The 19,192-nt window shown below is 70.2% G+C and carries 17 protein-coding genes; 9 read left to right on the forward strand and 8 right to left on the reverse strand.

Translation table 11 applies throughout. The features are described 5' to 3' along the window. Positions 1–534: c-type cytochrome biogenesis protein CcsB (gene ccsB, locus AB0333_RS00005; protein ID WP_366216736.1), on the forward strand; the 534-nt coding region annotated here is incomplete at its 5' end. Positions 535–706: 172 nt separating this feature from the next. Here the strand turns inward: ccsB and AB0333_RS00010 are convergent. Continuing rightward, entirely contained in the window at positions 707–1,138 is a 432-nt protein-coding gene (locus tag AB0333_RS00010; protein ID WP_366216737.1) for a PLD nuclease N-terminal domain-containing protein, read from the reverse strand. An 88-nt stretch (positions 1,139–1,226) separates the two neighbouring features. Here AB0333_RS00010 and AB0333_RS00015 point away from each other — a divergent pair, with 88 nt between their 5' ends. After that, positions 1,227–1,523 carry a DUF4229 domain-containing protein gene (locus tag AB0333_RS00015; protein ID WP_366216738.1) on the forward strand — a complete coding sequence of 99 codons (297 nt, stop codon included), beginning with the start codon at positions 1,227–1,229 and terminating at the stop codon, positions 1,521–1,523. On the opposite strand, the gene AB0333_RS00020 is transcribed toward AB0333_RS00015, so the two are convergent. From AB0333_RS00020 to AB0333_RS00035, 4 genes are all read right to left on the reverse strand, one after another. Then, positions 1,520–2,389, reverse strand: coding sequence for a 1,4-dihydroxy-2-naphthoate polyprenyltransferase (locus AB0333_RS00020; RefSeq protein ID WP_366216739.1), 870 nt, complete (start codon positions 2,387–2,389; stop codon positions 1,520–1,522). The two genes, AB0333_RS00015 and AB0333_RS00020, sit on opposite strands and share 4 nt — an antisense overlap. Positions 2,390–2,472: 83 nt before the next feature. Beyond that, positions 2,473–3,804, reverse strand: a complete 1,332-nt coding sequence (locus AB0333_RS00025; protein WP_366216740.1) for an AMP-binding protein — start codon at positions 3,802–3,804, stop codon at positions 2,473–2,475. Between the two features lie 49 nt (positions 3,805–3,853). After that, the gene (locus AB0333_RS00030; protein WP_366216741.1) at positions 3,854–4,846 is read right to left on the reverse strand and encodes a 1,4-dihydroxy-2-naphthoyl-CoA synthase; all 993 of its coding nucleotides are present in this window, start codon (positions 4,844–4,846) and stop codon (positions 3,854–3,856) included. A gap of 126 nt (positions 4,847–4,972) precedes the next feature. Then, a complete protein-coding gene (locus tag AB0333_RS00035; protein WP_366216742.1) occupies positions 4,973–6,691 on the reverse strand; it encodes an MFS transporter in 1,719 nt (572 codons plus the stop codon). 263 nt (positions 6,692–6,954) lie between these two features. On the opposite strand from AB0333_RS00035, the gene AB0333_RS00040 reads away from it, so the two are divergent. Beyond that, positions 6,955–7,725: a tyrosine-protein phosphatase gene (locus AB0333_RS00040; protein WP_366216744.1), complete on the forward strand. Its 771-nt coding sequence runs from the start codon at positions 6,955–6,957 to the stop codon at positions 7,723–7,725. Between the two features lie 103 nt (positions 7,726–7,828). On the opposite strand, the gene AB0333_RS00045 is transcribed toward AB0333_RS00040, so the two are convergent. The 3 genes from AB0333_RS00045 to AB0333_RS00055 all read right to left on the reverse strand — a co-directional run bounded on the left by AB0333_RS00045 (position 7,829) and on the right by AB0333_RS00055 (position 12,570). Next, positions 7,829–10,153, reverse strand: a complete 2,325-nt coding sequence (locus tag AB0333_RS00045; protein ID WP_366216745.1) for a S9 family peptidase — start codon at positions 10,151–10,153, stop codon at positions 7,829–7,831. A 101-nt stretch (positions 10,154–10,254) separates the two neighbouring features. Then, entirely contained in the window at positions 10,255–10,998 is a 744-nt protein-coding gene (locus AB0333_RS00050) for a 3-hydroxyacyl-CoA dehydrogenase (protein WP_366216746.1), read from the reverse strand. 69 nt (positions 10,999–11,067) lie between these two features. After that, positions 11,068–12,570 carry an NCS2 family permease gene (locus AB0333_RS00055; protein WP_366216747.1) on the reverse strand — a complete coding sequence of 501 codons (1,503 nt, stop codon included), beginning with the start codon at positions 12,568–12,570 and terminating at the stop codon, positions 11,068–11,070. Positions 12,571–12,855: 285 nt separating this feature from the next. Between AB0333_RS00055 and AB0333_RS00060 the strand changes: the two genes are divergently transcribed. From AB0333_RS00060 to AB0333_RS00085, 6 genes are all read left to right on the forward strand, one after another. Further along, the gene (locus AB0333_RS00060; RefSeq protein ID WP_366216748.1) at positions 12,856–13,668 is read left to right on the forward strand and encodes an ABC transporter ATP-binding protein; all 813 of its coding nucleotides are present in this window, start codon (positions 12,856–12,858) and stop codon (positions 13,666–13,668) included. Continuing rightward, entirely contained in the window at positions 13,661–14,368 is a 708-nt protein-coding gene (locus tag AB0333_RS00065; RefSeq protein WP_366217173.1) for an ABC transporter ATP-binding protein, read from the forward strand. Before AB0333_RS00060 ends, AB0333_RS00065 begins: the two co-directional genes overlap by 8 nt. Beyond that, on the forward strand, positions 14,368–15,249 hold the full coding sequence (locus AB0333_RS00070) for a branched-chain amino acid ABC transporter permease (RefSeq protein WP_115931990.1): 882 nt from the start codon (positions 14,368–14,370) through the stop codon (positions 15,247–15,249). The genes AB0333_RS00065 and AB0333_RS00070 overlap by 1 nt, the downstream gene beginning before the upstream one ends. Continuing rightward, positions 15,249–16,451, forward strand: coding sequence for a branched-chain amino acid ABC transporter permease (locus tag AB0333_RS00075; protein ID WP_366216749.1), 1,203 nt, complete (start codon positions 15,249–15,251; stop codon positions 16,449–16,451). The genes AB0333_RS00070 and AB0333_RS00075 overlap by 1 nt, the downstream gene beginning before the upstream one ends. Beyond that, positions 16,448–17,713 carry an ABC transporter substrate-binding protein gene (locus AB0333_RS00080; protein WP_366216750.1) on the forward strand — a complete coding sequence of 422 codons (1,266 nt, stop codon included), beginning with the start codon at positions 16,448–16,450 and terminating at the stop codon, positions 17,711–17,713. Before AB0333_RS00075 ends, AB0333_RS00080 begins: the two co-directional genes overlap by 4 nt. Positions 17,714–17,838: 125 nt before the next feature. Then, positions 17,839–19,179: an MFS transporter gene (locus AB0333_RS00085; RefSeq protein ID WP_366216751.1), complete on the forward strand. Its 1,341-nt coding sequence runs from the start codon at positions 17,839–17,841 to the stop codon at positions 19,177–19,179. Positions 19,180–19,192: the final 13 nt, after the last annotated feature.

Genomic DNA, 19,192 nt, shown 5'->3' on the forward strand with positions numbered 1-19,192 from the left:
TGCGCCGCGACCATCGGCTTCCCGACCCCGATCGCGCACCTGCAGCCGGCCCTGCAGTCCCCGTGGATCGTCATCCACGTCTCCATCGCCGTGCTGGCCTCCTCACTGTTCGGCCTGACGTGCGCGATGAGCGTGCTGCAGCTGCTCCAGCACCGCCGTGAGGCCCGTCTGAGGGCCGGGGGCGAGGGCAAGCCCGCCTTCTTGCGGCTGGTCCCGTCCGCCTTCAGCCTCGAGAACTGGTCCTACCGCATCAACGCGGTGGGCTTCGTGATGTGGACCTTTACCCTGATCGCCGGTGCCATCTGGGCCGAGCAGTCCTGGGGCCGGTACTGGGGCTGGGACACCAAGGAAGTGTGGACCTTCGTCATCTGGGTGGTCTACGCCGGCTACCTGCACGCCCGCGCCACCCGCGGCTGGACCGGCGAACGCGCCGCCTGGCTGTCCATCATCGGCTACGCCTGCATCGTCTTCAACTTCACCATCGTCAACACGTACTTCCCCGGCCTGCACTCCTACGCCGGCCTCCCGGAGTAAAGCGTCCCGGAGGCGCAGGGGTTAGTGGCGCGGAGAGGCTGAACCGTCGGAAGGCTCCGGCAGAGGTTGGCACTCGCCGTTGGTGAACGTCAAGCGGTCGCCGTTGGGGTCGAGCGAGTCCGGCGAATCGTCCCCGGTTCATTCCACGGTGCCGGGCACCCGAGGCAGGGCGTCAGGACGGGTCGGTGCTGTCGTCGGGCTTCGGGGTGTTGGAGCCGCCGGACTTGGGGGTGCCGTTGTCCTTCGGGTCCCGCTTCTCCCGGGCCTTCAGTTCGGCATCGCGGCGGTCCAGTTCGGCCTGGCGTGCGGCCTGCTTGCGCTGGATGTCGAGCTGACGCAGGAAGGCCGCGTCGTCGTCGGGGGACTGCGGGCGCTGGGGGCGCGCCGGGCCGCCGGTGGTGCCACCGCCGCTCGAGGTCCCACGACGCCGGCCCAGGAAGAGCCACAGCAGCGCACCCACCAGCGGGACCAGCACGATGATCAGGATCCACACGGCCTTCGGCATGGCCCGCACCTGGTGGCGCGGGGTCATCAGACACTCGATCAGCGAATAGATGATGAGGCCGGCGGCGACGATGCCGAGGGGGATGAGGAAGCGGGGCATGACTCCAGTCTACGGACCGGTGCCAGCACGGCTAAACCGGCGAACTGCGCGCCGAACACGCGCCGGCCGATCCCGGTAGACTGCCGTGGTGCGAGTTTTCAAGTATGCCGTGATCCGCCTGGCCGTCTTCTTCGTGGTCTGGGGCGCCTGCATGCTGCTCGGCCTCGGATGGATCTTCTCCACCATCGCGGCGGCCGTCATCGCGCTGGCCGCGGGCTACCTGTTCTTCAACGACCTGCGCACCGGCGCCGGCAGTGACGTGGCCAGTGCCTGGGAAGGCCGCGGGAAGCGGGAGCAGTTCAAGTCCGAGCAGGCCGACGCGGAGGCCGAGGACTCCTACACCGAAGGCCGGTACTTCGATCCGGGCAGTGACGAGAAGCCCTAGAGCACCAGCCCCACGGCGAACAGCACCGCGTAGACCAGGCCCAGGATGCCGGTCAGCTTGAGCACCGGGATGAGGTCCCGGCGCTCGGTGGAGCGGATCATGGTGATCGAGGGCCGCACGGCCACGGCGGCCGTGAGCGCCACGAGCCACAGCCACGGGTATTGGCCGGTGAAGAACAACGGCAACACGATCGCCACGGCCACCATCCCCACATAGGACCAGCGGGCGGGGGTGTCCCCGAGCCGGGCGGCCAGGGTCATCTTGCCGGTCTCGCGGTCGGTCGGGATGTCCCGGACGTTGTTGGCCATGAGCAGCGCGGTCGAGACCAGCCCGCAGCCCACGGCCCCGGCCCACGCCGGACCGGACACCGCCAGGGCCTGGGTGTAGGTGGTGCCGAGGACGGCCACGAGGCCGAAGAAGATGAAGACGAAGACCTCGCCGAGGCCCCGGTATCCGTAGGGCTTCTGGCCCCCCGTGTAGTACCAGGCGGCCACGATGGCCAGGACCCCGACGACGGCCAGCCACCAGGTGCCCGACCAGGCGATCAGGACCAGGCCGGCCACGGCGGCGACCCCGAAGCAGGAAAACGCGGCCAGCTTGACCGCACGCGCCGGGGCGGCCCCGGAACCCGTCAGCCGCAGCGGACCCACGCGGTCATCGTCCGTGCCGCGGATCCCATCCGAGTAGTCGTTGGAGTAGTTCACGCCGACCTGCAGGGCCAGGGCCACGAACAGGGCCAGCATCGCGCGGCCCAGGTGGAATCCGTCCAGGGCATGGGCCGCGGCGGAGCCGATGAGTACCGGGGCGATCGCCATCGGCAGGGTGCGCAACCGCGCGCCCTCGATCCACTGGGCGGCTGTGGCCATGGGGTGTGTACCTTCCTGAGGTGCCGAAGCGTGCTGTCACGAGGTCTTGAGAGGTCTTGAACTTTCGGGGCAGAAATCAGTACTCATTTCTGCCCTGAAAACGGTGGGGGACAGGTGGAGAAGCGGGAGAGCAGGGCCTGGCGGTCGGTCTTGCCGTTCGGCAGCAGCGGCAGGGACTCGAGGACCAGCCACTGCTTGGGCACCGCGGCCGGTCCCAGCTCGGCGCGGATCGTCTGGCGGGCGGCGGCCTGGTCGAACGGCGGGTGACTCCGGCCCAGCGCCACGGCGGCGCACACGCGCTGGCCCCATGCGTCGTCGGACAGTCCGGCAACGAAGGCGGCCTGTAGACCAGGGATCGCTTCGAGGACCTGCTGGACCCGTGCCGCCGAGACCTTCACGCCGCCGGTGTTGATGACGTCGTCCACGCGGCCGGTCACGGTGAGGTGCTGCCGGCCCGGCGATCCCTCCACGGTGCCGGTGTCCTCGGTGAGGAACCAGCGGGTACTGCCGTCCTGCCCGCTGCCTCCGCTGGGTCCGGACCCGAACTGGGCGGCCGTGCGGTCGGCGTCGTCGAAGTAGCCGGCGGCGACCATAGGCCCGGCCAGCCGCAGGCGGGGGACGCCCGGGTGCCCTTCGCCGCCCACGACCGTATCCGGGTCGGTGACGAGGTCCGCGGTCACGCCGTCCAGGGGAACGCCGTCGTACACGGAGCCGCCGCAGGTCTCGCTCATGCCGTACGTCAGGTGGATCCGCAGGCCGGCCTCGGCGGCGGCCTCACGCACCCGGTCCGGCAGGCGGGCCCCGCCGATGAGGATCGCATCGAAGGTGCGCAGGGCATCCACGGCGGCCCCGGCAAAACCGGCACCAGCGAATCCTGCACCAGCGAATCCTGCACCCGCGGATTCATCACCGGCGCGGCCCGAGGCGTCCGGGCCGGCGGCGGGCACCAGGAGGCGGGAGAGCATGGTGGGCACCAGGGAGAGGGCGCGGAAGCCGGTGCCGCGCTCCATCCGGTCCACGGCCTCCACGAAGGACTGCGGCGTGAAGGGGCCGGGGGCCACCGGGACGGGGGTGGTGCCGGCCGCGATGGAGCGGGAGAGCACGGCCAGCCCGGCCACGTAGTGCAGGCCTACGGCCAGCAGCCACTGGCCCTCGCCGCCGATCCGGCTGGCGGTCGCCGCGGCCGAGGCGGCCAGGGCCTCGCCCGTCAGCAGGGTCTGCTTGGGGGCCCCGGTGGAGCCGGAGGTCCGCACGACGGCGACCACGCCGGCCGCGCCGCCGGCCGCCGGGTCCGCGGCCTCGGGGCGGGCGAGGACCCGGCCGTCCTCGGTGAACTCGACCGGCGGGCCGGAACCCTCCAGGGCAGCGGCCAGCGCACGCTGGGCGCGGTCGAGATCGGCAGGGGTCACAGGCACGGATCGAGTCTAGCCAGTGGTGGGACCGGCCTTGCGCCCGTGGGCCCCATCAGAAGTGGTGCGGGAACGCCGACCAGTCGGGATCGCGCTTCTGCAGGAACGCGTCCCGGCCTTCCACGGCCTCGTCCGTCATGTAGCCCATCCGGGTGGCCTCGCCGGCGAAGACCTGCTGGCCGGCCATGCCGTCGTCGGCCATGTTGAAGGCGAACTTGAGCATCCGGATGGCCTGCGGGGACTGGCGGTTGATGTCCGCGGCGTACTCGAGGGCCACCTCCTCGAGGCGCTCGTGGTCCACGGCCTCGTTCACCGCGCCCATCTGCACCATCTGCTCGGCGGAGTACTCGCGGCCGAGGAAGAAGATGGCCCGGGCGTTCTTCTGGCCGGCGTGGCGTGCCAGCAGCTCGGAGCCGTAGCCGGCGTCGAAGGAGCCCACCGTGGCGTCGGTCTGCTTGAACTTCCCGTGCTGCCTCGAGGCGATGGTCAGGTCCGCCACCACGTGCAGGGAGTGCCCGCCGCCGGCCGCCCAGCCGTTGACGACGGCGATGACCGGCTTGGGCGTGGTCCGCATGAGCCGCTGGACCTCGAGGATGTGCAGGCGGCCGGCGCGGGCCGGGTCCACGGTCTCGGCGGTGTCCCCCTCGGCGTAGCGGTAACCGTCCCGGCCGCGGATGCGCTGGTCGCCGCCGGAGCAGAACGAGTGGCCGCCGTCCTTCGGGGAGGGGCCGTTGCCGGTGAGCAGGATGCAGCCGACATCCGTCGTCATGCGGGCGTGGTCCAGGGCCCGGTAGAGCTCGTCCACGGTGCCGGGACGGAACGCGTTGCGGACCTCCGGGCGGTCGAAGGCGATGCGGACGGTTGGCAGGTCCCGCACGATCGCCCCGGAGGCGTCCCGCTCGACCTGGCGGTGGTAGGTGAGGTCCTCGAAATCGAATCCGTTCACCACCCGCCAGTGCTGCGGGTCGAAGAGGTCTGACACCTTCTCCGGCAGGGCAGCTGCGGAGGTGGGGTCGGTCGGGGTCTGGGGGGTCTGCTGTCCGTTCACCCGGCCGAGTCTAGCCAGATCGATCCGGTGGGGACCCCACATGAGTCTGGACCTATTCACGCCACCGGGCTCTGCGGCGTGAATAGGTCCAGACTCAGGGAGAGGGCGGCTGGCAGGGCCGCTGAATCAACCGGCGGGGGTGCTGATGCGACGATCCTCGTCCGGGTCTGTAGCCTCGGCGGCACGGTGCCCCTCGTGCCTGGCCACGCCACCGGCGCCGGTGGCGGCGGCCTGACGGGCCTCGGCGGCCAGGGTGAGCATCTGGGCCTCATCCATGGTCCGCTGCTCGGGCTGGCGCCCCTCCTCGAGGGCCGTCTCGGCGGGGGAGCCGGGGACCACGGCGGAGCCGATGGATCCGGGGACCTCGGAGCCGCGCAGGGAGGCGCCGGCGGTCTCCCGCATGAACCAGGCGCAGACCAGGCCCACGGTGCAGGCGGCCATCATGTAGTACGCCGGGAACTGCACATCGCCCGTGACGCCGATGCCCCATTCGTTCACCAGGGCGGCGGTGCCGCCGAAGATCGAGGTGGCGATGTTGTAGGTGATCGCGAAGCCGGAGAACCGGGCTTGGGTCGGGAACATGGCCGGGAACGTCGCGGTGATCGTGGACAGCTGCGGGATGTACAGCAGGCCCAGCACGGCGAAGCCCAGGATCGCCAGCCCGAAGTTCATGCCCATGAGCATGAACATCGGGATGGCCAGCAGGATCAGACCGCCCAGCGAGAAGAACCAGGACGGCTTGCGCCCATGCTTGTCCGAGAGACCGCCGGCCCACGGCATCAGCGCCATCATGGCGACCTCGCCGATGAGGATGACCATCAGCCCGGCCGCGGCCGGCAGGCCGATCTGCTGCTCCAGATAAGTCGGCATGTAGGACAACAGCGTGTAGTTGACCACGTTCACCGAGATCACCAGGCCGGTCATCACCAGCATCGGCTTCCAGTGTTCGCGGAACAGCGCCGGCAACGACGGCGGCGCCGGAGTCTCGCTCGCCGGGGCGCCGTCCGCGGTGGTGGAGCCGGCCGACGCGGCCGACGCGGCCGGTGCGGTGGGGGCGCCGGCCGAGGCGCCGACGTCGGGCGAGCCGTTCATCTCCTCATAGACCGGGGTGTCGTCCAACTTGGAGCGCAGGTAGAAGCCGATCAGGCCCATGGGAGCGGCCAGCAGGAAGGGCAGCCGCCAGCCCCAGGAGGACATCTGCTCGGGGGAGAGGATGAGCTCCAGCAGCAGCATGATCGCCGTGCCCAGGGCGAAGCCGCCCAGGGTGCCGAACTCCAGGAACGAGCCGAGGAAGCCGCGGCGGCGGTCCGGGGCGTACTCGGACATGTAGGTGGCCGCCCCGCCGTACTCGCCACCGGTGGAGAACCCCTGGACCATGCGCAGCACGATCAGCAGGACCGGGGCTAGAACGCCGACCTGTTCGAAGGTCGGCAGCACGCCGATGAGGAACGTGGCACCGGACATCATCAGGATGGTCAGGGCGAGGATGCCCTTGCGCCCGATCCGGTCGCCCAGCGGACCCCAGACGAGGCCGCCGATCGGGCGGACCAGGAAGGAGATCGCAAAGGTCGCCAGGGTCAGCAGCATGCCGCCCTCGCCCGGGAAGAAGTTCTGCGTGATGTAGGCGGTGGCCACCGCGTAGACGCCGTAGTCGTACCACTCGGTCGCGTTGCCGAGGGCGGAGGCGGCCGTGGCCTTGCGGATGGCGGCGGCCGGGGTCTTCTTCCGCGGTGGACGGGTCGGCCGGGAGAAGCGGTTGCGCCGCCGGGACTGCCCGGACTGCGCGGATGTCTGGGGTGAGCCAGAGGGGAGAACTACCGAGGGATGGGACTCTGTTTCAGACACAGGTGATCTTCCTGGTGCGGTTCACCCCGCCAGGGGTGTTCCAGGGCCGATCGGGCGTGAGGCCCGGTCCTCCCGGCAGAAAGCGGGTGGACCAGGGGCGCCGGCGTCGAGTCCGGTGAGGACGGCCCCGGAATGCTGGCTCGGGGACCCACCTGGGATTGCAGGCAATCGACCGTAGCCGAGGCGGTGGGGGACAGGTCAAATCCGGGAGAGGTGCATCACGGTGAGACCCCGACGATGGCGGGAGTGGCACAGTGGGATGCATGAGTGAGGAATCCGCGGGCGCTGTGACCTGGGAGGGGGCGGTCAACGCCCGCCGCGTCCTGGGTGGGATCTACCGGATGGGACGGCAGGAGTGGCTGACGGAGCAGGGCTGGCAGCAATTGCGCCGGGACGGCGTCAGCACGGTGATCGACCTCCGCGGCACGTCCGAGCGCCGGCGCCGCCCCACCGACCCGGAGGTGTCCCGGCAGGCCCATGCCGGGATCGAGATCCTGCACCGCCCCGTGGAGGATCCGGCGCATGACGGCTATGAGGACTATCTGGCCCCTGCGCTGGCCGACGGCGCACCGTATCCCAACCATCCGCGGTACTACCCGGCCACGCTCCAGTACTTCCCGGACCGCGTGGCCGCCGTATTCACGGCCATCGCCGCCGCGCCCGGCTCGGTGGTGCTGCACTGCTCGGCCGGGCGGGACCGGACCGGCCTGGTGGTCACCCTGCTGCTGTTGCTCGCCGGCCGCCGGGACCTGGTCGGACCCCAGTACGACGCCGGCGCTCGCGGCATCAATGACTGGCACCGCATCAGCCCCGTGCCCCACCCCCACGAGCGGCATCTGGACGGGCCGGAGCTGGACGCATTCCTCTCCGGCCGGATCGAGGCCCTGGAGGAGTTCGCCGCCTCGCTGCCGGATGCCCAGGCGGTGGCCGATCTCCTCACCGCTCACGGCATGACGCCCGCCGAGGTCGAGGCGGTGCGTACCAAGCTTCGCGGGGGTGGCACGCTCCCGGTCCGCCAGCGGGATCGCGACTGACCCGGCATGTTGAGATGTTGAGTCTGGAGGGATTCACGAATCTGGCCCCTATGGCGTGAATCCCTCCAGACCCAACCCGGCGCGTGGTGCGGGGCCCGACAGCTCAGCCGAGCTCGGTGGCGCCCAGGGCCGTCAGCAGGAAGGCGTAGTCCCAGGCGCGGTCCTCCCAGGCCCGGTACCGGCCGGAGGCGCCGCCATGGCCTCCGTCCATCTCGGTCTTGAGCACGATCGGGGCACCGCCCTCGGCCAGTGGCGTGGCCTGGTCCGAGGTGACGGTGCGGCGTAACTGCTGCACCCACTTGGCCGGCTCCACGTACAGCACGCGGGTGTCATTCAGGGAGGTCACCGCCGCGATCGCCGGGTAGTCCACGGCCCGCACGTTCTCGTAGGGGGTGTACTCCTGCATGTACCGGTAGACCTCGGGATCGGCGATGGGGTTGCCCCACTCCTCCCACTCCAGGGCGGACAGCGGCAGGTCCGGGTCCAGGATCGAGGTCAGCGCGTCCACGAACGGCACCTGGGCCACACAGGCCCGGTACAGCTCGGGGGCCAGGTTCAGCACGCCGCCCATCAGCAGTCCGCCGGCGGAGCCGCCCATCGCCGCGATCCGGTCCGGGTTCACCCAGCCGGACTGCGCCACGAAGCGGGTGGCGTCCACGAAGTCGGTGAACGAGTTCTTCTTGTGCAGTTTCTTGCCGTGGTCATACCAGCTGCGGCCCAGCTCGCCGCCGCCGCGCACATGCGCCACCACGTAGACCACGCCCCGGTCCAGCAGGGACAGCCGTGCTGCCGTGAAGCCCGGATCCATGGACATCTCGTAGCTGCCGTAGCCGTACACCACGCACGGGTTCGATCCGTCCCACTCGGTGTCCCGGCGGCGGATCACGGTCAGCGGCACTGCCACCGGCCGGCCGTCGTTGTCCCCGGACTCCGCCGGCGCCCACCAGCGCTCCACGAGGTACTGCTCCGGGTCATAGCCGGGGACCTCGACCTGCCGGCGCAGGTGCAACCGACCCGAGTTCTCCCCGCCGTCCACCTCGTAGTCCAGGACCTGGGTGGGGGTGACCCAGGAGGAATACCCGAGCCGCAGGAACGGCGAGTCGAAGGGGGCGCCCGCGAGTTCGCAGGAGTACAGCTCCTCGCCGAAGTCCGGCTCCACCGGTGCCGCCTGCTGCGCGGTCCCGAGGCCGGCCAGCGGCATCACCAGGGTGCGCGGGGTCGTCTCGCGGCGCACGCCCAGGACCAGTTGCGTGGCGGTGACCGCGGTGCCGTCCACCTTCGTGGTGTCCGAATGCCCGACGACGGTGCGCCAGAACCGCGGGTCCGTCACCGTCTCCCGGGCGGCCAGGGACACCATGTTGTTCGGGGCGGGGGTGGGACCGTGCTCCTCGTCCTCGCTGGAGAAGTCCTTGTTGTGCGTGATCACGTAGTACCGGCCCGGCTGGTGGTCCTGGCCGTCATAGCCGGCCTCGGCGTCCAGGGTGACGGGGTCCACGTCGTGCAGCAGGCCGAGGTCCCGGGAGACCAGCATCCGCAGCTCGCCCAGCGGCTCGTCGGGGGAGTCGGGCAGGTCCAGGGCGAGTGTCTCGGCGATCTCCGAGTTGCCCACGGAGACCAGCAACTCGGTGCGGTCTGCGGAGAGCCCGAAACCGGACCACATGCCAGGATCGTCCTCCTGGAACAGCAGCTGGTCCTGCTCTACGGGGGCGCCGAGGGTGTGGGCGAGGATTCGGTAGGGGCGCCAGGAGTCGTCCGGGACGGTGTAGAAGACCCGGGTGCCGGTGGCATCGAAGACCAGCCCGTAGGACACGTTGGGGATCTCGTCCGCCAGGTCCGTACCCGTGCGCAGGTCCCGGATGCGCAGGGTGAAGCGCTCGTCCCCGGCATGGTCCACGGCGTAGGCCATCAGGTGCCCGTCCCGGGAGACGGCGATCCCGCCCAGGGAGAAGAAGGGCTGGCCCTCGGCCTCGGCGTTGCCGTCCAGGATGACCTGCTCGCCGGCCACGGGCACGCCGGGCTCGATCACCGGCGGGGTCCAGTCGGCCAGCCGGTCACCGGTGTCGGTGGCCTGGACGCGGCAGTGGGTGGCGTACTGCTGGCCCTCCTCGGTGCGCACGAAGTACCACCAGCCGTCCTTGCGGGAGGGCACGGACAGGTCGGTCTCCACGGTGTGGGCCTTGATCTCCCCGAAGATCGCCGAGCGCAATGGCTCCTGGTCCGCCGTCACGGACGCCGTGTATGCGTTCTCGGCCTCGAGGTGTGCGATGACCTCGTCGGACTCCTTGTCTCGCAGCCAGTCGAAGTCGTCGGTGAACGTGTGCCCGTGGTGTGTGCGGGCCACGGGCCGCGCCTCGGCCACCGGGGGCTGGGTGCCGCCGGCCGGCATCGTGGTATCCGTGCTGGTCTGCTGGGCGCTCGCGGAAGTCATACAGGCCATTCAACAGCACGGACCGCCGGTCCCGGCTGTGGGGGCGGGCGGTCCGCTCTCGGCTGAGGCGCCGTCGCGCTGTGGCGATCTGGCAGTGGGGTTTACTTCGGGGCCATGCGGATGGCGCCGTCCAGCCGGATGGTCTCCCCGTTGAGCATCCGGTTCTGCATGATGTGCAGGGCCAACTCCGCGTACTCCTCCGGTTGGCCGAGGCGGGACGGGAACGGGACCTGCTGGCCCAGCGATTCCTGCGCGGCCTCGGGCAGCCCCGCCATCATGGGGGTCCAGAAGATGCCCGGGGCGATCGTCATGACGCGGATGCCGTGGCGGGCCAGCTCGCGGGCGATCGGCAGGGTCATGGCGGCCACCCCGCCCTTGGAGGCCGAGTAGGCGGCCTGGCCGATCTGGCCGTCGAAGGCCGCCACGGACGCGGTGTTGATGATGATCCCGCGTTCGCCGTCCTCCCCGGGCTCGTTCTGCGCCATCGCCTCGGAGGCCAGGCGGATCACGTTGAACGTGCCGACGAGGTTGATCTGCACGGTCCGCGCGAAGGACTCCAGCTCGTGTGGCCCGGTCTTGCCGAGCACCTTCTCCGCGGTGGCGATACCGGCACAATTCACGACGCCGGCCAGCGGCCCGCCCTGCTGGTCCGCCACCTCGACGGCGTGGGCCACCTGCGCCGGGTCCGTCACGTCGGTCTCGACGAGGACGGCCCCTGAAGGGGGCGTGCCCTTCAGGTCGGCGGCCACCACTCGGGCGCCACGGGCCAGCAGGGCCCGGGCGGTGGCGGCGCCGAGGCCCGAGGCCCCGCCGGTGACGAGGAACGTGCGGTCGGTGAACTCCATGGTGCTCCTGGGTTTCGGTTAACGGATCTTAACGATTCAGACCGTACCGCAGGGCAACCATGGTGTGCGTCACACGCCCAGCAGGCCGCGGAAGACGCCCATGCCGAAGTAAACGACGAAGGCGGCCGCCACCACCCACAGCAGCGGGTGGACGTCCTTGGCCCGGCCCTGGGCCGTGCGGATGATGGCGTAGGCGATCATGCCGGCGCCGATGCCGTTGGCGATCGAGTAGGTGAACGGCATCAGGATGAAGGTGAGGAAGGCCGGCAGGGCGGCGCCCCAGTCCGCCCAGTCGATCTGGACCACCTGGGTGGCCATCATGAAGCCGACCACCACGAGGGCCGGGGCCACGGCCTCGAAGGGCACCAGGTAGATCAGCGGTGTCAAGAACATCGCCAGCAGGAACAGTACGCCGGTGACCACGGAGGCGAAGCCGGTGCGGGCGCCCTCGCCGATGCCGGTGCCGGACTCCACGAAGATCTGGTTGGCGGAGCCGGAGGCACCGCCGCCGGCGGACACGGCCAGGGCGTCCACCATGAGGACCCGGTTCAGGTGCGGGATGTCCCCGTCCTTCGTGACGTTGCCGGCCTCCCGGGCCAGGCCCACGGAGGTGCCCATGGCGTCGAAGAACACGGACAGCAGGATGGCGAAGACCAGCAACAGGGCCATCAGCGGGCCGACCTGGGTGAAGGCACCGAGGAGGTCGGCCTGGCCGACGAGGGAGAGGTCCGGCGCGGTCCATTCGGGGAAGGAGGGTGCCACCAGGGACCAGCCGGTGGGGTTGGCGTTGCCCGCCTCGTCCACGGATGGACCGATGTGGAAGACGGCCTCCAGGATGTTGGCCAGCACCGTGGCCACCACGATCCCGATGAGGATGGCGCCGCGGGTCTTGCGGACTACGAGCACGGCGGTCACCAGCAGCCCGACGACGAAGACCAGCACCGGCCAGCCCTCCAGTTCCCCTCCAGTCCCCAGCCCGACCGGGACGGTGGTCCCGGCGGCATCGGGCACCCGGCGGATGAAGCCCGAGTTGACCAGGCCGATCAGGGCGATGAACAGGCCGATGCCCACCACGATCGCGGTCTTCAGGGCGTCCGGGACGGCATTGAACACGGCCTGCCGGAAGCCGGTGGCCACGAGGAGAACCATGACCAGTCCGGCGATCACGACCAGGCCCATGACAGCGGGCCAGGTGATCCCGGTGGTGGTGGCCACCGTGATGGCCACGAGTGCGTTGACGCCCAGGCCGGCTGCCAAGGCGAAGGGGTGGCGGGCCCACACGCCCATGGCGATGGTGGAGATGCCGGCCACCAGCGCCGTCACCGCGGCCACCCGGGCGATGCCGAGGGTGTCCCCGTTGGCGTCGGGGCCGGAGAGGACCAGTGGGTTGAGCACGATGATGTAGCTCATCGCCAGGAACGTGGCGAGGCCGCCCCGGATCTCCTGGGCCACCGTCGAGCCGCGTCGGGAGATCAGGAAGAACCGGTCCAGGGCGTTCTTCGGTTCCGCGCTGTCCACGGAGTTCACGGTGTCCAGGGTGGCGGGGGCGGAGGGCGACTCTGGCGAAGGCATGGAGGACATGTTAGCGGCGACGGGCTGGTGCCGAGGCGGGCGGGGAGGCCCCGGGGCCGGTCTTGTGCGGGAGATCACAAGCGACGGGGTCACCGGCCGGACGTCACGAAAAGGCCACGGTCCCACTGATTGCCACCAATATTGTTGGCAATCCTGCCCGGATGCGCCTACGATCCAAGCCAGACGCGGTTGTGATCTGGATCACCCCCCTCCGGCTTGACTCGTCTGCACCACTCCCACGGGAGTGGTGCCCCTTCACCTCGCACCGGAAGAGTCAGTGGGCACATGGCAGCACGTTTGACGTTGGCGGAGGTCAACCTCCACTTCGGCGGAGTGACCGTCCTGAAGGATGTCGGCTTTGCTGTGGAACCGGGAACGGTCCTCGGCCTGGTCGGCCCCAATGGAGCGGGCAAGACCTCCCTGTTCAATTGCATCTCCGGCCACTACCGGCCGAGCTCCGGCTCCATCCGGATCGACGATGCCGAGATCAGCCAGACCCGGCCGGCGGGCATGTCCCGCCACGGCCTCGCCCGGACCTTCCAGCATCCGGCCCTGCAACTGGAGTCCACCGTCCTGGACAACGTGCTGTTGGGGGGTCACGCCCGCCTGCCGGGCGGGCCGGCGTCGTGGGCCCTGCGCTTGCCGCCGATGGTCCGCAGCGAACGCGCGCTGAGGGCCGAGGCATGGGGCCGGTTGGAGGACCTCGGCCTCGGCTGGGCGGCGCACCGCAGCGCGGACGAACTCTCCCATGGCCTGCACAAGGGCGTTGAACTCTGCCGGGCCCTGATGGCGCGGCCGCAGGTGCTGCTGCTGGACGAGCCCGCCGCCGGGTTGTCCCATGGCGAGGTCGACTCGTTCATCCAGACCGTCCACGACCTCAAGGCCGCCGGCGAGATCACGCTCGTGATCGTGGAACACCACATGGGGGTGATCTCCGCCCTGGCGGACCGGGTGGTCGTGCTGGACCACGGCAGCAAGCTCATGGAGGGCACCGCGGCGGAGGCCCAGTCCGATCCCCGGGTGATTGAGGCGTATCTGGGCAAGGACAGCACGGACAGTGCGGACAGTGCGGAGGGCATCGGCGATGACGTTGCTTGAGATCACGGACCTGACGGCGCACTACGGCCCCGTCCAAGTGCTTCACGGGGTGTCCCTGAGCGTCCCCGAGCAGGGCGCCGTGGGGATCCTCGGTGCCAATGGAGCGGGGAAGACCACCACCCTGCGCGCGATCAGCGGTGCCGTCAGGGCCGGCGGACAGATCCGTTTCGAAGGCCAGGACATCCGCGGCCGGAAGCCGAACGAGGTCGCCGCCCTCGGGATCGCCCACGTGCCGGAGGGGCGCGGAACCCTGGGCAACCTCACGGTCAAGGAGAATCTCCAGGTGGGGGCCTACCTGCGCAAGGACCGCAAGCGGATCCAGCAGGACATCGACCACCTGCTGGAGCTGTTCCCCAACCTGCAGGAGCGCTACACCGCGAACGCCTCGGCGCTGTCCGGAGGTGAGCAGCAGATGCTGGCCGTGGGCCGCGCCTACATGGCCAGGCCCAAGCTCCTGCTGCTGGACGAGGCCTCCCTCGGGCTGGCCCCCAGCACCGCGAAGACCGTCTATGACGCGATCCAGGTGCTGCGCGAGGAGACCGGCGTGGCCATGCTGCTCGTGGAGCAGAACGCCAACCTCGCCTTCACGATCGTGGACACGGCGACCGTCCTGGAGACGGGGCGCAGCGTCCTGAGCGGAACCTCGGCGGAGCTCAAGGGCCGTGACGAGATCCGCAAGGCATACCTGGGAGGCTCATGATGGGAACCTTGATCCAATTGGTGGTCGACGGCCTGGCCATGGGCTCCGTCTACGGGGCGATCGCGCTGGCGATCGTCCTGGTCAACCAGTCCACCGGCATGATCAACTTCGCCCAGGGCGGCATGGCCGTGCTCTCGGCCTACCTCGCCTTCACCTTCCTCGGACTGGGGTTGCCCCTGATCGTGGCGATCCTGCTCTCCGTGGCGGCCTCGTTCCTCATCGGCGCGTTGATCGAACGCTTCCTGATGCGACGCTTCATGGGCGGGGCGGAGGATACCCAGGTGGTGGTCACGGTCGGCCTGCTGACCCTGCTCACCGGCATCTGCGGGTGGCTCTGGTCCTACAACAACCTGCAGTTCCCCTCCCTGTTCCCGTCCTCGGCCTTCACCTTCCTGGGCGCCGCGATCAGCTGGCGGTCCTTCGGCACCTTCCTGGTGATCGCCGGGATCATGGTCCTGCTGCAGCTCCTGTTCCGCCAGACCAAGCTGGGCCTCGCCTTGCGAGCGGTGGCGGACAATCGGCAGTCCGCGTCCTTCGCGGGATTGCCGGTCGGGCGGCTGCTCATGGTCGGCTGGGGGCTGGCCGCCGCACTCGGCGCGGTCGCCGGCGCCCTCGTGGCACCGCGGCTCTCGCTGACCCCGGGCATGCTGGACACCACCCTCGTCTACGCGCTGGCCGCCGTCATCCTCGGCGGGATCACCAGCCCCGTCGGGGTGGTCGTCGCTGCCTGGCTGATCGGCGTCCTGGAGAACCTGGCCGCCGTCTACGTGCCGATCATCGGCCATGACCTGAAGATCGCGGTGCCGTTCATCCTGCTCTTCGTGGTCCTCCTGCTGCGGCCCCAGGGCCTGTTCGGACGCAAGACCGTGGTGCGAGTCTGATGGGCACACAGAAGACCGGACTGCTCCGGACCCCGTGGTTCCAGCTCACCCTTGCCCTGGTGGTCGTAGCGCTGCTCGTGGTGGCACCGTTGCTACTGCCGATCCCCGTCAACCAGACGCTGGCGCGAATCGGTGTCTTCGCCGTCGCCGTGCTCGGCCTGAACGTCATCATGGGCTACACGGGCCAGGTCTCCCTGGGCCAGATCTTCTTCCTGGGCCTCGGCGCCTACGTCACCGCCTACGGGGTGGAGAACGGCTGGAGCATCGCCCTGGTGTTCCTCGCCGCCGTCGTCATCCCCGGCGTGGTCGGACTGATCGTGGCCCTGGCGGCCGCACGGCTCGGGGGACTGGCGATCGCCATGGTGACGATCGCCCTGCCGATCATCGGCGTCCCCCTGGCCAAGCGGCTCAGCGATGTCACCGGCGGCTCCCAGGGCATCTCCGCCCGGTTCTCCTCCGCGCCGGACTGGACCGGCCTGGCCAACGACCAGTGGCAGTACTACCTCGTGCTGGCCATCGGCGGAATCACCTTCCTGCTGGTCTTCAACCTGGTCCGCGGCAAGTACGGCCGGGCCTTCCGGATCGTCAAGGAGAACGAGGCCGTGGCCGGGGCCATGGGCATCTCGCCCTACCGGTACAAGGTCCTCGCCTTCACCATCGCCTCCATGGTCGGCGGTGTCAGCGGGTTCCTCTACATGGTGGTCATCCAGTACACGTCTCCCGAGACCTTGGCCTTCCACCACTCGATCAGCCTGCTGGCCGCCATGGTGGTCGGCGGCGCCGGCAGCATCATCGGCTCGCTGGTCGGCGGCATCTACTACGTGCTGGTCCCCAACTTCACCAACGAGGTGGCCCCCACGCTCACCTCGCTGATCCAGGGCGCGATCCTGCTGCTGGTGCTGTTCGTCCTGCCCGGCGGCATCGCCAGCCTGCCCCGGGTGGTGCGCCGCTGGACCGGCCGCTCCTCACGCTCGGCACCGCCACCGGCCTCACCCCCCGGCTCCCCACCCCCAGTTTCCTCACCCCCCGACGGGTCACCGTCGTCATCCGACCCGCCACCCGGCATCACTCCCAGCACCACCCCTCCCAGTACCACTCCCAGCACCACCCCTCCCAGTACCACTCCCAGCACCACCCATCCCAGCACCACCCCCAGCACCACCCCTCCCAGCACTGCCTCAGCAAAGGAAGACTCGCCATGATCCTGAAGAAGAAGGTCCTCAGTGCCGTTGCCATGGGCGCCGTCGCCGCCATGGCCCTGTCCGGATGCGGCCGTTCCGACGGCGGCGGATCGGAGGGCGGCGGAGACGGCGGCGGTGCGGCAGCCAGCCCCGGCATCACCGACGAGGCCATCACCCTGGGCGTCACCACGCCGCTCAGCGGTGGCACAGCCGGCCCGGGCACCTGCACGGTGGCCGGCCTGGCGGCGTACTTCGGCGCCGCCAATGCCGAGGGCGGCGTCGAATTCGGCGACGGCACCACCCGCGAGGTCGTGATCGAGGCGTTCGATGACACCTATGATCCGCAGAAGGCCCTGTCCAACTTCCAGCAGAACCAGGGCGACGTCTTCGCCTTCACCTCCGGCCTCGGCACGCCCACCAACAGGGCCTACCGCGAGGCCGCCATCGATTCCGAGGTCCCCCAGGTGCTCGTCCAGACCGGTGACCCGATCTTCAGCGACCAGACCGAGAGCCCCTGGCAGTTGGGCTTCGTGCCGGTCTACCAGAACGAGGGCGAAGCCTTCGGTGAACTTCTGGCCGGTTCCGACGAGGACCTCACCGTCGCCATCCTGTCCCAGAACGACGACTACGGCGAGGGCTACGTCGAGGGCTTCAAGGAGGCCATCTCCGGTTCTGACAACATCGAGATCGTCTCGGAACTGACCTACGAGGCCACGGACACCTCGGTCGACGCCCAGCTCACCGAACTCGCCGGCACGGACGCGGACGTGTTCTTCAACGCCATGTCCATCACCCCGCTCGTCATCTCCTCGATCGAGAAGAGCCGCGAGCTGGGCTGGTCCCCGAGCTGGTTCCTGCCGTCCAACACCTCCAGCCCGGTCGCCATCCTCGAGCCGGCGGCCGCTGACGCCGAGGACGGCTTCTACTCGGTGTCCTTCGCCAAGGCCCCGCAGAGCCCGGCCTTCGCGGAGGACGAGGACGTGGTGTCCTTCCTGGACAACCTGGAGCAGTACGCCGCCGAGTACACCACCACGCCCGACTTCCCGCACTGCATGTGGAGCTACATGGTCGGTGCCACCCTGGAGGAGGCCTTCAAGAACATGACCGAGCCGACCCGTGAGAACTTCATGGAGGCCCTGCGCAGCATCGAGGACCTGCAGGCCCCGCTGATGCTCGAGGGCACCTCGGTCAACACCACCGAGGACGGCCAGCCGGCCGTGTCCACCGTGGTGGTCCAGAAGTACAACGGGCAGGGCTACGAGACCGCGGAGTCCTTCGACTAGGCCCGTCCCGCTCACCACCCGTCCCGCACAGACGCCCATCCCGTGTTCGGCCCGGCCGGTCCTGGCGACCGGCCGGGCCGGCGCGCTCCGGTAGCGTGGTTCTCCAGTCCAGCGAAAGGCGAGCCATGTCCGCAGCCGAGGGCCGGCGTCGCCGGTTCGGAGGTTTCCGCGGCGGACCGCTGGAACAGGCCTTCCAGATCTACGCACCCTCCGCCGTCTACGCGGTGGGCCTCGGCGCCATCATGCCGGCCATGGCCCCGGCCGCCACGGCGTTCGGCGCCTCACTGGCGCTGGCGGCCGCCTCGGTCACCTTGGTCAGCATCGGCTCCCTCGTCGCCAACGCGCCGGCCGCCTGGCTGGCCTCCCGCGCCGGCGAGCGCACCACCATCATCGTCTCCGCCTGGGTGGGATCCCTCGGCGCCCTGGTAACCCTGGCCGCCGTGGCCGGGTGGTTGCCGGTGGCGGATCACACCGGGCTCGGCCTGCTACTCGCCGGCCTGGTGATCGTGGGTATGGCCGGCGCCGGCTTCAACCTCGCCCGGCAGTCCTATCTCGCGGTGGCCGTCCCGGGCAGCCACCGGGCCCGGGCGATGTCCACCCTCGGCGGCACCATCCGCATCGGCATGTTCGCCGGGCCCTTCCTCGGGGCCGGGCTGCAGACGGTCGTGGGCCTGCAGGGCGCCTTCGTGGTGGCCACGGCGGCCATGGTGCTCGCCGCCGGCATGAGCTTCACCATCAAGGACCTGCCCGTACCGGGGACGACGCCGGCCGGCAGCTCCCAGCCCGGCTCCTCCACCGCGGTGCCCCCTTCTGCAGCCCCTTCTGCAGCCACTCCGGCAGCCGACGCCGGGCCGGGCCCTCGGCCCACCATGCGCTGGCTGGCCCGGCGGCACCGCCGGGTGCTGCTGACCGCCGGCATCGGGGTGCTGTGCCTGGCCGCGGCACGGGCCAGCCGCTCCGCCGTGATCCCGCTGTGGGCCACCGAACTGGGACTGAGCCCCGCGGCGGCCTCCGCGGTCTACGGGCTCACGGGTCTGGCCGACCTGGTCATGTTCTACCCCTCCGGGTTCCTCATGGACCGCCGGGGTCGCCGCGTGGTGGCCGTGTTCTGCATGGCCGGACTGGCCCTGGGCACGGCACTGGTGCCGTTGACCGGATCCCCCTGGTGGTTCTCAGCGGTGGCCGTGGTGGTGGGCCTGGGCAACGGCTTCGGTTCCGGGATCGTCATGACGCTCGGTGCCGACTACTCGCCGCCCGAGGGCCGGCCACAGTTCCTGGCACTGTGGCGGCAGCTGTCCGATGTCGGCATGCTCACCGGGCCGGCGGTGCTCTCCGCCGTCACCGGGCTGGCCGGACTGGCCTTCGGCATCTGGGCCGTGGCGGTGATCGCGGCAGCCGGTGCCGTCATCTTCGCCCGCTCACTGCCCAAGGGGCCCGGCTCGGTGGCGGAGCTGGTGGCCCGCTAGCCGCCGGCCGGCG

Source organism: Citricoccus sp. NPDC079358 (assembly GCF_040702545.1).
Classification (GTDB): Bacteria; Actinomycetota; Actinomycetes; order Actinomycetales; family Micrococcaceae; genus Citricoccus.

Coding starts and splice junctions, on each gene's coding strand:
- AB0333_RS00010 (WP_366216737.1), bottom strand. CDS start 1,138: ATGCCCCGCTTCCTCATCCCCCTCGGCATCGTCGCCGCCGGCCTCATC.
- AB0333_RS00020 (WP_366216739.1), bottom strand. CDS start 2,389: ATGGCCACAGCCGCCCAGTGGATCGAGGGCGCGCGGTTGCGCACCCTG.
- AB0333_RS00040 (WP_366216744.1), top strand. CDS start 6,955: ATGAGTGAGGAATCCGCGGGCGCTGTGACCTGGGAGGGGGCGGTCAAC.
- AB0333_RS00045 (WP_366216745.1), bottom strand. CDS start 10,153: ATGACTTCCGCGAGCGCCCAGCAGACCAGCACGGATACCACGATGCCG.
- AB0333_RS00050 (WP_366216746.1), bottom strand. CDS start 10,998: ATGGAGTTCACCGACCGCACGTTCCTCGTCACCGGCGGGGCCTCGGGC.
- AB0333_RS00055 (WP_366216747.1), bottom strand. CDS start 12,570: ATGCCTTCGCCAGAGTCGCCCTCCGCCCCCGCCACCCTGGACACCGTG.
- AB0333_RS00060 (WP_366216748.1), top strand. CDS start 12,856: ATGGCAGCACGTTTGACGTTGGCGGAGGTCAACCTCCACTTCGGCGGA.
- AB0333_RS00070 (WP_115931990.1), top strand. CDS start 14,368: ATGGGAACCTTGATCCAATTGGTGGTCGACGGCCTGGCCATGGGCTCC.
- AB0333_RS00075 (WP_366216749.1), top strand. CDS start 15,249: ATGGGCACACAGAAGACCGGACTGCTCCGGACCCCGTGGTTCCAGCTC.
- AB0333_RS00080 (WP_366216750.1), top strand. CDS start 16,448: ATGATCCTGAAGAAGAAGGTCCTCAGTGCCGTTGCCATGGGCGCCGTC.
- AB0333_RS00085 (WP_366216751.1), top strand. CDS start 17,839: ATGTCCGCAGCCGAGGGCCGGCGTCGCCGGTTCGGAGGTTTCCGCGGC.